Raw genomic sequence first — 11,300 nt, 5'->3', positions numbered from 1 at the left:
TCAGCTGGCTTTTCTTTTGCGGAATCAGGGATGATCAAGCCACCCTTGGTTTTTTCTTCGCTTTCGGTGCGACGCACCAACACGCGGTCGTGAAGCGGTTTTAATGCCATCTTTCAGCTCCTTAAGGCTCAAAGTTATTCTTCCAAGCCACTTTCCCCAGCCCGGGGATGCAGCCGTTAGCACTCAACAGGTTCGAGTGCTAACGATCTGTAGCTAAGGATGTCACCTGCCCTAGTCAACCAGTGTGTTGTGAAAAATTTTAGCGGCACGGATCAGACGGCCACTATCAGCCGGACCCAAGCACACGCGCACTGGTTTCCACCGCATCAGCGCCGTCTTGTGTTATGCCGTAAATGCCTTTTTCGACCTTTTCAAACCAGCCATAGTGGTTATCGCGCATCATCGCCGTCGCCCGCTTCACATCCGTCTCGCGGGCAACGTCGGCCCCTTTACTGGCACCAGCCTCGAATAGATATATCGCCAGCTTCAACGCGTCCTGCCGGTACGTCGTAATCAACCCCGCCCGGGTTTGCCCGCCATCATTCGGGTCCCCTTGACGCCGGGCGAATTCGCGCAGCAACGAGGTCTTGCGTTTGGCGTTCTTGCGCGGCGCATAGGGCCCCGGATCGCAATGCACCGACACCAACCCATCCGACAGGCGCACGGTCAACAGCCCCAGCCCCAAACGCCGCGCCAGCACAGTATTCGCCTTGACTGCTTTGTAAAACGGCTTGCCCGGCTTGTGGGCGACGGCCAGATAAACGTCATCACTGACCTTTAGCCGTTCAACACATTGGTGAAACAGGGCCAGCGAAAACCCCAGTTTCAACTCCACCACCACGGGCGGTTCATCGCCGCGGATCGCCACGACGTCGGCGGCCCCGACTTCGGCCTTCACCACATATCCCTGATCCTCGAGAAAGGATTTCACAGGCGGGTACAGATCGGTTTCGCGCGGGCTGCTCATTCCCGTTAGCTAACAGAAATGCCCCCACCCTGAGAACCCCCAAGACGCCCGCGACGCTCAGGTGGTGACAAGTGCCGCACCGCCCCCTATAACGCGCGCAAATCAACACTCCCTTTGCAGGATACCACATATGACAACGCTCGTTTTTGGCCACAAATCCCCCGACACCGACAGCACCGACAGCCCGATCATCTGGGCCTGGTACTTGAACCAGATCGCTGGCGTCGACGCGGCCCCTGCCCTGCTGGGTGAACCCAACACCGAAGCGCTGTTCATGCTGGACCACTGGAAGCTGGACAAGCCACAGATCATTTCTGATGTCGAAGCCGATCAGCCTGTTGTCATCGTCGATACCAACAACCCGGCCGAACTGCCCGACAACAACAACAACGCCGATATCAAAGCGATCATCGACCACCACAAACTGGTCGGAGGCCTCGAGACCAAAGGCCCGATCCACATCGTGATGGAGCCGTTGGCCTGCACCGCCACGATCATGTACAAGATCATCGGCGACGACATGGCGCAGATGCCCGAGAACATCAAAGGCGCAATGCTGACCTGCATCCTGTCCGACACGCTGGAGTTCCGCAGCCCGACCACCACGCAAGAGGACACTGCGATTGCACATGCGTTGGCAAAAGATCTGGGCATCGACATCCCTGACTATGCGGCAAAGATGTTTGCCGCTAAATCCGACGTCTCGTCGTTCTCGGAGGCCGAATTGCTGCGTATGGACAGCAAGGAATACGAAGTCGGCGGCAAGCAATTCCGCGTCTCGGTTCTGGAAACCACGTCGCCTAAGACCGTGCTGGACCGCAAAGACGCGCTGATGGCCGCCATGCCCGGCGTGGCGACCGAAGACGGTGCTGATCAGGTGCTGCTGTTCGTGGTCGACATCCTGAATGAAGAAGCCACGATGTTAATCCCCAACGATCTGACCAAATCCGTGGCCGAGAAAAGCTTTGGTGCGACAGTCACCGGCGACACGGTCGTCCTGCCCGGCGTGATGAGCCGGAAAAAGCAGATCATCCCGAACCTCAAGGTCTGATTTAGTCATTTTTAAATGACTTATAATGCAAAAGGCCCCCTCGCATCGAGGGGGCCTTTTTTCTGTCAAAGCGGTCTTAGCAAAATGCTCAGACCTTCAAATGCGTCTCGCTACGCTCCCACGCCAACGGCTTGAACACCTCGTCAACGGGCGTCTGTGCGACATGGTTGACGTAGTTAGACATCGTCTTTTGCGCCATCCCCAAGATCACATCCAGCACGGCGCGGTGGCCATATCCAGCGTCAAAGAACGCCTGCATCTGCGCGTCCGACACATTGCCACGGTCGCGGAACATCTGGACGGTAAAGCTGCGCAGCGCCTCAAGCTTGGGCGTGGGCAGCGGCGTTTCATTGCGCAGCGCCTCTGAAATCTCGTCCGACACTTTCATCATCTTCGCAATACCGGTGTGGGCCGGAACGCAGTAGTGGCATTCGTTTTCGACATTGATGGCCTGCCAAACAACGGTCAGCTCTTCTGCGTCGAAATCTGTTTCCGAAAACAGCTTGTGAAGCACCTGATACCCTTCATAAGCCTGCGGGCTTTCGGCCAGAACTTTATGCAGGCCGGGCAAGCGGCCGAACGCCTTTTGCGATTTCTCTAACAGCGGTTTCGACGCTTCTGGTGCGGAATCAAGATCGTGGGAAGGGAAAGTCATCTGTGCATCCTTTAAATTATGTCTGTTATCGCTGTTTAGGCTTTATTGAGCGATCACTCAAGTATATAATTGAGCAATCATTCAAGATTAGGTGATCCAATGCCCCGCAAACCGAACTATGACCGCAACGACCTGATCGACCGTGCCCGCGATCTGTTTTGGCAGCGCGGGTGGGCGGGGACGTCACTCAAGGATCTTGAAGCATCCCTGAAAATGAAGCCCGGCAGTTTCTATGCGGCGTTTGGATCAAAAGACGCCTTGTTCGAACTGGCGCTTGATAAATACGCATCGGATGGCGCGGAGCGTTTGATGGCATTGGCCAAAGAATTCGGGCCGATCACCGCCTTGCAACGCTTTCCGAAAATGGCAATCAGCAACGACGACGCCCCCGCCAAGGCCTGCATGCTGTCCAAGACATTGCTTGAACTTCAGGCCCACCGGCACCCCTTGGCGCAAAAGGCAAACCAGCACCTGTTAAAGATGGAGCAGCTGTTTGCGGAGCTGTTCGCGCAAGCCCAAGCCGCAGGCGACATCGACGCTGCACACGCCCCGGACAGCTTGGCACGCAGGTATCAATCCGACGTCTTGGGGTTGCGCGTGTCCGCAGAACGCGATGGCGTTGACGCGCATGCAATCGCGACTGAGATCGCAGAAAATCTGGCTAAGCTCTAGCTGCGGAACCCGCCCGCGTTGTTGCCCCGCCTTGGGATGTATGCTTTCTGCGCGTGAAACATTTGCAGATTGGACAGCATAATGACCCAGATCATCAACAACCTGTTTGAAATCTCGGACCGCTACGAGGCGTTGTTCGTCGATCTGTGGGGCTGTGTGCATGACGGCGTTAAGGCGTTGCCCGATGCGGTCACGGCCCTGCAAGCGTACCGCAAAGGTGGTGGCAAAGTTGTTCTGGTCACCAATTCCCCCCGCCCCCGCGCGGGCGTGGTCAAGCAACTGGCGCATTTCGGCGTGCCTGACGATGCGTGGGACGACATTGCGACCTCGGGCGATTCGGCACGGTCTGCGATGTACCGCGGCACCGTGGGCAGCAATATCTGGCATCTGGGCCCGCCCAGCGACAAAAGCTTCTTTGATCCGATCGATATTCTGGAAAATCCGGTCGAAATCACGCGCGTCGCACTAGACGATGCCGAAGGGATCGTCTGCACGGGCCCTTTTGATGCGACGGCCGACCCGAGCGTTTTACGCCCGCAACTGCTGCTGGCCAAGCAAATGGGGCTAAAGCTGCTTTGTGCAAACCCTGACATCGTGGTCGACCGGGGCGACAAACGGGAATGGTGCGCCGGCGCTGTGGCCGCGCTGTACACCGAGATGGGGGGCGAGAGCTTGTATTTCGGGAAGCCGCACCCACCGATCTATGATCTGGCGCGGCGCAGGCTGTTTGCATTGGGCGTAGATGTGGCCGATCGCGATATTCTGGCCATCGGTGACGGTGCGCAAACCGACGTTAAAGGGGCCATGGGCGAGGATATTGATTCGCTGTTTATCTCTGGCGGATTGGCAGCAGCAGAAACCAACACGACCGTGCAACCAGACCAAGACGCGTTAACCCGTTATCTGGAAAAGGAAATATCGTCACCAACCTTCACAATAGGGCACCTTCGCTGACCCATTTTTCACTTGCGTTTCTGCACCTGCAAAGTAATTAAGTGTCTTAAATGCCCTCGGGCGCGTCACTTTATTACCTGAAAGGTGTAGCATGTTGGACAACCTTCCGCGCGGAACGATCTGTATCGAAGATATCGAGATGGGCATGTCCCGCCACTTGCAAAAAGTGGTGACGGACGAGGATATCGAAATGTTCGCGCAGATTTCTACCGACAGAAACCCGGTGCACCTGGACGACGACTATGCCCGCGACACGATTTTCGAGGGGCGTATTGCCCATGGCATGCTGACTGCCGGGCTTATCTCGGCGGTGATCGGTGAACAGCTGCCGGGTCATGGGACCGTGTATATGGGGCAATCGCTCAAGTTCTTGGCTCCTGTGCGACCGGGCGATCTGGTCTATGCCGAGGTCAAGGTTACCGACATTGATTTCGCAAAGCGCCGTGTAAAGCTGGACTGCCACTGCGCAGTGGATGGCAAGAAGGTGCTGATCGGAGAAGCGACGGTATTGGCACCATCGCGGAAGTTCGACTGAACACGTCAAGGAAGACCGGGGGCCAGCCCCCGGACCCCCGGGATATTTAACAGCCAGAGAAGCGTGCGGGCTGCTTGTCAGCAGGGTCAGACAGGGCTACCACCTAGCCCATGGAAATCATTCGTGACTATCAATTCGTGGCAGAGACGGATCGGGGCGCATCGGCCGCGATTGGTAACTTTGACGGGGTGCATCTGGGGCACAGGTCCGTCATCGATCTTGCCCGTGCGGCTTTGCCTGATGCGCCATTGGGCGTGGTGACCTTTGAACCGCACCCGCGTGCGTTTTTTACGCCAAACGCAGCGCCCTTTCGGCTGATGGGGCCTGAAGCCCGTGCACATCAACTTGAGAAAATCGGTGTTGAGAAACTCTATGAAGTGGGATTTGATGCCGCTTTGGCGGGGCTTAGCCCGTATGATTTTGCCAAGAACGTTTTGGTTGACGGTTTGGGGCTGCGCCATGTCGTAGTCGGGGCCGATTTTTGCTTTGGCAAGAACCGGGCTGGTACGGCAGCGCAGATGGTCGAATTCGGCACCGAATTGGGGTTTGGCGTGACGATTGCCCCGCTGATGGCGCAAGGTGAAAGCACTGTATCTTCGACCGCTATTCGCGCTGCATTGACCAACGGCCAGCCGCGCAAAGCTGCCGAAATGCTGGGCCATTGGCACCGCCTCGAAGGACCTGTTTTACACGGAGAGAAACGCGGGCGCGAGTTGGGCTATCCAACGGCGAACATGTCCATTGACGGCCTGCACCCCCCTGCATTCGGTGTTTATGCGGTGTTGGTGGATGTGCTGGAAGGGCCACAAACCGGACGCTACCACGGGGTGGCAAGCCTTGGGGTGAGGCCGATGTTTGGCGAAAACAAAGCCAACCTCGAGACATTTATCTTTGATTTCAAAGGTGATCTTTATGGCAAGCATATCTCGGTCGCTTTGATCGAATATCTGCGAGGCGAGGAGAAATTCGATGGGCTGGAAACGTTGATCACCCAGATGGATGCCGACAGTGCGCAGGCCCGCGCTATTCTGGCCGCGCTATGACTGATCCGATTGCCGCCAAGGGGCTCGCAAAGCGGTTTTGGGAGAAGAAACCGCTTAGCAAAATGTCGCCCGCTGAATGGGAAGCACTGTGTGACGGCTGTGGCAAATGTTGTCTGAACAAGCTTGAGGACGAAGACACCCAAGAGGTCGCTTTGACCCGTGTTGCCTGCCGGTTGCTCGACGATTCGACTTGCCGCTGTACGCATTATGAAAACCGCCATCAGTTTGTGCCTGACTGCATTGTCTTGAAGCCCGAGACTTTGGATACCCATGCCTATTGGATGCCGCTGACCTGCGCGTACCGGCTGCTATGGCAGGGCAAACCGCTTTATGACTGGCATCCGCTCATCTCAGGCGACCCCGAAACGGTACATAGCGCCGGGATTTCGGTGCAATACAACACTGTTTCTGAATTCGACACCCCATTCGAAGAATGGGAAGACCACATCATCGAGGAGCCCACCTGATGTTTTTTGCCTCTGACAACGGCGGCCCTGTGCATCCGCAAATCATGGCGCGACTGACACAGGCGAACGAGGGTCACGCCCTGCCCTATGGCAAGGACGCGATCATGGACGAGGTGCGCAATGCAATTCGCACCGCCTTTGAGGCACCTGAGGCAGCCGTTTATCTGGTGGCAACGGGCACCGCGGCCAATGCGCTGGCGCTGGCCTGTTATACCCAGCCTTGGCAAACGATTTTCTGTTCAACCACGTCGCATATCAACGAAGACGAATGCAATGCGCCTGAATTCTACGCCGGTGCGGCCAAGCTGACGGTGATCGAGACAGACGACAAAATGACGCCGGACGCCCTGCGCCGCGCCATTGAAAAGCACCCCGATGGCAATGTGCATGGTGCGCAACGCGGGCCGGTGTCGATCACCCAAGTGACCGAACGCGGGTCGGTGCATTCGCTGGACGAAATCCGCGCGTTGACGGCGGTGGCCAAGGACTATGATCTGCCTGTGCATCTGGATGGCGCACGTTTTGCCAATGCGATGGTGGCGTTGGGCTGCACCCCGGCCGAAATGACGTGGAAAGCAGGCGTTGATGTGGTCAGCTTTGGCGGCACCAAGAACGGGTGTATGGGGGTCGAAGCCGTCGTGTTTTTTGATCCTGCCAAGGCGTGGGAATTCGAACTGCGTCGCAAGCGCGGGGCACATCTGTTTTCCAAGCACCGTTATCTATCTGCGCAGATGGCGGGATATATGCAGCATGACCTTTGGATGACGATGGCCCGACAAGCCAATGACAACGCAGCGCATCTTGTGGCTGGGTTGCGCGCGGCAGGGGCGACGTTTTTGCACCAACCCGACGCAAATATGATTTTCGCCAGCTGGCCGCGCCGTATCCACCAAAAGCTGCATGACTCAGGCGCGAAATATAACATCTGGAACGGGTCGCTGACGGGTCAGGACCCCGAGGAATATATCAGCGCGCGTCTGGTCTGTGACTGGTCAATCGGCAAACCTGCGATCGACCAGTTTTTGTCGCATTTCTGAACGCCTAGCAGGTTTCCAGAAACGCGCGCACTTCGTTCGCGACCTCGGTCGGGTGGGTCAGCGGGGCCATGTGGCCTGCCCCTGCGATGGCGCGGCGGGTGACGTTGGGCAATCGTCTTTCCAACGACTTGCTGATCACATCCGCAATATCGCCCGACGTCGCCCCATCCATCAGCAGCACCGGCATCGCGGCACTGGCAAAGCGGCCTGGTGCCAATAAACCCGCACTGTCATCGCGCAAGAACGGCTGGCTGGCGGGTACGAAATGGATGCGGTCGGCCATATATTGACGCAACTTTTCCGGCGTCTTTTCCCACCCGCTGCCATCCCCCCAACCGACGTTAAAGACACGCGCGGCCTCCATCATGTCACCGCTGGCGTAGGCGGCGTTAAAGGCCGCGTTATTGCCCATATCCGACGATACCCCGACCGGATCATCAACCATCGCGGCGGCAAAATAGACTGGTTCAAACATGGTCAGGCTGCGCACCAATTCGGGGCTTTCAATAGCCAGACGCAGGCCAACGGTCGCACCAAAGGAATGGCCGATGATATCCATGGGTTCGGTCAACAGGGCGCGGGCCATATCCGTGGCCACATCATGGACATTCCCCTGCCCGTCCCAATCACCGGATTTCCCGTGAGACGGCAGGTCATAGGCAAGCAACGTCAGATCGTCGCCAAGCGCGTCGCCGATACCACGCCACGCACCAGAATGGGCCAGTGTACAGTGAATCGCTAAGGCCTTGCGCGGGCCATGACCGAAGTGTCGTGTAAACGTCTGTAGCGTCACAAGCGGCCCGCCAAGTGCAGATCAAGGTCTTCTAGGCGGTCCTGCCCCCAAAACTTCTGACCATCATCCACAATATAAAACGGCGCACCGAAAACACCACGCTCGACCGCTTCCTCAAGATTGCGGGCAAAGGTGTCAGCCCCTTGCAAAAGACCCTTGTCTGCCAGTGCCGGATCAAACCCGGCTTTGGCAAGGCAATCGCACACCACATCATCTTGGGCAATGTCGCGGTCTTCGGCCCAAACGGCGTGCATGATCAACTGACACAGCTTGCCCACATCGCCGCCCTCTGCCTGTGCGGCGATAATCGCATAGGATGAAGGGGCACCGTTGGTAGGCCAGAATGCCGGTTGCAACTTGAACGGCATTCCAAGTTTTTTGGCCTGACGGGTCAACTCCATCGCGCGGTATTCCTGCCGGCTGGGATGGCGATCCTTGGGCGGCTGCCCCCCGGTACGCCCGAAACCAGAGATCAGATCAAACGGTTTATAGGTAATCGTTGCACCATGCTTGGCGGCAATTTCCTCGAGACGGTTGCCCGCGAGATACGCATAAGGCGACAAGGTCGCAAAAAAATAGTCGATATGGGCCATTTGCCGCTCCGATTTTCTGTGTGTCGCTTTGCCCGACCGTAAGGCCATGTTAAGCGGTGTCAACGTCACGATTCTGTCACATGTTATGCAACCGGGGAATCCTTGCACATGGCTCAAACATCTGAACCCAAACTGATATCAGGCAACGCCAACATGCCACTGGCCAAAGCGATTGCGCGGCGCATGTCACTGCACCGTGGCGTCAATGTCGGGCTGGTCGATGCACGGGTCGAACGGTTCAATGACAGCGAGGTTTTTGTCGAAGTCTTCGAAAACGTGCGCGGTGAGGACATGTTCATCATTCAGCCGACGTCGAACCCAGCCAATGACAACCTGATGGAGCTGCTGGTCATGGCTGACGCGCTGCGCCGGTCATCTGCGGCGCGCGTAACAGCCGTGCTGCCGTATTTTGGCTATGCCCGTCAGGACCGGCGCACCAAGGCGCGCACGCCCATCACCGCCAAGCTGGTCGCCAATATGATGGTCGGCACGGGGATCGAGCGAATTCTGACGATGGATTTGCATGCCGCACAAATTCAGGGATTTTTCGATATTCCGGTGGATAACCTTTATGCCTCCCCTGTGTTTGCCCTGGATATCAAGAATGAATTCAAGGACCGTATGGGCGAACTGATGGTGGTGTCCCCCGATGTGGGCGGCGTGGCACGTGCACGCGAATTGGCGAAACGCATCAATTCCCCCCTTGCGATCGTTGATAAACGCCGCGAAAAACCCGGCGAGATCGCCGAAATGACAGTAATCGGTGACGTCAGCGGCAAGATCTGTTTGATCGTAGATGATATCTGCGACACCGCCGGTACGCTTTGCAAGGCCGCTGAAGTGTTACTGGAAAACGGTGCCAAAGAAGTGCATTCCTATATCAGCCATGGCGTGATGTCCGGCCCCGCGGTTGAACGGGTCAGCAATTCGGTGATGAAATCTTTGGTGATTACCGACAGCATCCAGCCGACAACTGCCGTTAAACAAGCCCCGAATATCCGGATTGTTCCAACAGCACCAATCTTTGCTCAGGCAATTTTGAACATCTGGAATGGCACCTCTGTGTCCTCCCTGTTCGATGCTGAATCTCTTGAGCCGATCTATGACGGAATGTACAATTCCCTCTGATCCTTTGGGGCGGGACAGCTAGTAAACGTCCCAGTCTTCTTCGTGATGAAGCGGACCAATTGCGAACCATGCGATCCGGACACGCGCAATGCGCGTATCCCCCCATGTGCGAAATACCAGATCAAAACCGTCTTCTGTGATGTTCTCCGACCTTAGGTCGGCGCGCATGACTGTGGCATTGTCCACGTCCCACAGCGCCAGCGATGCCTGCACGGTAGGGTCTTCTTTGAACGGCGTTGAAAAAACGATCCGCTGGCGACGCTCCCGCTGACCTGTACCGGTCCACATCTCGCCGCCATCCTCAAAATCAGAAAAAAGAACGGTTTCACCGCTTTCCACTCCGACGGTATTTCCATTCATACGCTTCATTCTGAGGTTGTATTCCGATCACTCATGACACTTCAATGACTTTTCATCATCTAGGGCACAATTGAAATAGAAAAGGCCCCGCATCTGCGAGGCCTCTTTTTTGACTTTTGAAAGAATGCCTTAGAGAGAAGGCTGTTTGCTCGACAATCCGATTTCGTCACCCATGGCAACCATATCCGACAACAGCTTTGCTGCATCATCGACGGGGCCGGGTTCATTGACGAAATTGGCTTTCGCCGTGGAATACATTGTCTTTGCTTCTTCCATCATCTCGTCCAGATGCTCTTGGGTCATTTCACCCTTGGGCACGGCGCGTTCGGCCAGAACCGATACACCATCAGGAGAGATCTCAGCGAAACCGCCGGTAACGACATATTCCGTAGCACCTTCCGGGCCTTCAACACGCAGCACACCGGGGCGCAACGTGGTGAGGGTGGGGGCATGATCAGGCATCGCTGTCATGTCCCCGTCGGCACCCGGAATCTGAACGGCCGTCACCTGCATCGAGGCCAGCCGCCGCTCGGGCGAAACGAGGTCGAATTGCATTGTGTCTGCCATTTTCAGCGCTCCTTAAGCGGCGTCTGCCGCCATTTTCTCGGCTTTCGCCTTCACTTCTTCGATGCCGCCAACCATGTAGAAGGCACCTTCGGGCAGGTGATCGTATTCGCCTGCAACAACAGCCTTGAACGACTGGATTGTTTCTTCCAAAGGAACCTGCTTGCCGTCGGCACCGGTAAATACTTTGGCAACGTCGAAAGGCTGGCTGAGGAAACGTTCGATCTTGCGTGCACGGGCCACGGCCAGCTTGTCGTCTTCCGACAATTCGTCCATGCCGAGGATTGCAATGATATCCTGAAGCGACTTGTAGCGCTGCAGAACACCCTGAACGTCACGGGCAACATTGTAGTGTTCTTCGCCAACGATGGACGGGTCCATCAAGCGCGATGTGGAACCCAACGGATCAACGGCAGGGTAGATACCCTTTTCCGAGATCGAACGGTCCAGAACGGTTGTCGCGTCAAGGTGCGCAAACGAT

At 56.6% G+C, this 11,300-nt stretch carries 14 protein-coding genes and 2 pseudogenes; 8 read left to right on the top strand and 8 right to left on the bottom strand.

Annotated elements, in window-relative coordinates; translation table 11 throughout:
* Positions 1–110: pseudogene (locus ABYT07_RS15095) on the bottom strand (co-chaperone GroES); the annotation flags it as partial.
* A gap of 176 nt (positions 111–286) precedes the next feature.
* Entirely contained in the window at positions 287–967 is a 681-nt protein-coding gene (locus tag ABYT07_RS15090) for a DUF2161 domain-containing phosphodiesterase (protein ID WP_372992868.1), read from the bottom strand.
* Between the two features lie 130 nt (positions 968–1,097).
* Between ABYT07_RS15090 and ABYT07_RS15085 the strand changes: the two genes are divergently transcribed.
* Complete coding sequence (locus tag ABYT07_RS15085; RefSeq protein ID WP_372992867.1) at positions 1,098–2,018, top strand: manganese-dependent inorganic pyrophosphatase; 921 nt, start codon at positions 1,098–1,100, stop codon at positions 2,016–2,018.
* 88 nt (positions 2,019–2,106) lie between these two features.
* Here the strand turns inward: ABYT07_RS15085 and ABYT07_RS15080 are convergent, their stop codons facing one another.
* The gene (locus ABYT07_RS15080) at positions 2,107–2,673 is read right to left on the bottom strand and encodes a carboxymuconolactone decarboxylase family protein (RefSeq protein WP_372992866.1); all 567 of its coding nucleotides are present in this window, start codon (positions 2,671–2,673) and stop codon (positions 2,107–2,109) included.
* Positions 2,674–2,772: 99 nt separating this feature from the next.
* On the opposite strand from ABYT07_RS15080, the gene ABYT07_RS15075 reads away from it, so the two are divergent.
* The 6 genes from ABYT07_RS15075 to ABYT07_RS15050 all read left to right on the top strand — a co-directional run bounded on the left by ABYT07_RS15075 (position 2,773) and on the right by ABYT07_RS15050 (position 7,381).
* Positions 2,773–3,345: a TetR/AcrR family transcriptional regulator gene (locus tag ABYT07_RS15075; protein WP_372992865.1), complete on the top strand. Its 573-nt coding sequence runs from the start codon at positions 2,773–2,775 to the stop codon at positions 3,343–3,345.
* Between the two features lie 81 nt (positions 3,346–3,426).
* Positions 3,427–4,299, top strand: coding sequence for a TIGR01459 family HAD-type hydrolase (locus ABYT07_RS15070; protein ID WP_372992864.1), 873 nt, complete (start codon positions 3,427–3,429; stop codon positions 4,297–4,299).
* Between the two features lie 91 nt (positions 4,300–4,390).
* Positions 4,391–4,834 (top strand): MaoC family dehydratase, encoded by a 444-nt coding sequence (locus tag ABYT07_RS15065; protein ID WP_372992863.1) that lies wholly within the window; start codon positions 4,391–4,393, stop codon positions 4,832–4,834.
* A 110-nt stretch (positions 4,835–4,944) separates the two neighbouring features.
* Positions 4,945–5,877 carry a bifunctional riboflavin kinase/FAD synthetase gene (locus tag ABYT07_RS15060; protein WP_372992862.1) on the top strand — a complete coding sequence of 311 codons (933 nt, stop codon included), beginning with the start codon at positions 4,945–4,947 and terminating at the stop codon, positions 5,875–5,877.
* Positions 5,874–6,344, top strand: coding sequence for a YcgN family cysteine cluster protein (locus ABYT07_RS15055; protein ID WP_372992861.1), 471 nt, complete (start codon positions 5,874–5,876; stop codon positions 6,342–6,344). Before ABYT07_RS15060 ends, ABYT07_RS15055 begins: the two co-directional genes overlap by 4 nt.
* Positions 6,344–7,381, top strand: coding sequence for a low specificity L-threonine aldolase (locus ABYT07_RS15050; RefSeq protein ID WP_372992860.1), 1,038 nt, complete (start codon positions 6,344–6,346; stop codon positions 7,379–7,381). Before ABYT07_RS15055 ends, ABYT07_RS15050 begins: the two co-directional genes overlap by 1 nt.
* Before the next feature lie 4 nt (positions 7,382–7,385).
* Here ABYT07_RS15050 and ABYT07_RS15045 read toward each other — a convergent pair whose 3' ends face one another.
* Both ABYT07_RS15045 and ABYT07_RS15040 read right to left on the bottom strand, forming a co-directional pair.
* On the bottom strand, positions 7,386–8,174 hold the full coding sequence (locus ABYT07_RS15045; protein WP_372992859.1) for an alpha/beta fold hydrolase: 789 nt from the start codon (positions 8,172–8,174) through the stop codon (positions 7,386–7,388).
* A complete protein-coding gene (locus ABYT07_RS15040; RefSeq protein ID WP_372992858.1) occupies positions 8,171–8,767 on the bottom strand; it encodes a 2-hydroxychromene-2-carboxylate isomerase in 597 nt (198 codons plus the stop codon). Before ABYT07_RS15040 ends, ABYT07_RS15045 begins: the two co-directional genes overlap by 4 nt.
* 108 nt (positions 8,768–8,875) lie before the next feature.
* Between ABYT07_RS15040 and ABYT07_RS15035 the strand changes: the two genes are divergently transcribed.
* The gene (locus ABYT07_RS15035; RefSeq protein ID WP_372992857.1) at positions 8,876–9,895 is read left to right on the top strand and encodes a ribose-phosphate pyrophosphokinase; all 1,020 of its coding nucleotides are present in this window, start codon (positions 8,876–8,878) and stop codon (positions 9,893–9,895) included.
* Between the two features lie 18 nt (positions 9,896–9,913).
* Here ABYT07_RS15035 and ABYT07_RS15030 read toward each other — a convergent pair whose 3' ends face one another.
* The 3 genes and pseudogenes from ABYT07_RS15030 to ABYT07_RS15020 form a co-directional block, all read right to left on the bottom strand.
* Positions 9,914–10,255: an H-type lectin domain-containing protein gene (locus ABYT07_RS15030; RefSeq protein ID WP_372992869.1), complete on the bottom strand. Its 342-nt coding sequence runs from the start codon at positions 10,253–10,255 to the stop codon at positions 9,914–9,916.
* A 129-nt stretch (positions 10,256–10,384) separates the two neighbouring features.
* A complete protein-coding gene (locus ABYT07_RS15025; protein ID WP_372992856.1) occupies positions 10,385–10,822 on the bottom strand; it encodes a F0F1 ATP synthase subunit epsilon in 438 nt (145 codons plus the stop codon).
* Positions 10,823–10,834: 12 nt separating this feature from the next.
* Positions 10,835–11,300 (bottom strand): annotated as a pseudogene (locus ABYT07_RS15020) (F0F1 ATP synthase subunit beta); the annotation flags it as partial.

The sequence above is a fragment of the Sulfitobacter sp. genome, assembly GCF_041552635.1.
Classification (GTDB): Bacteria; Pseudomonadota; Alphaproteobacteria; order Rhodobacterales; family Rhodobacteraceae; genus Sulfitobacter.
Note: the sequence above shows the minus strand (reverse complement) of the source record. Positions and strands in the feature narration are given on the sequence as shown.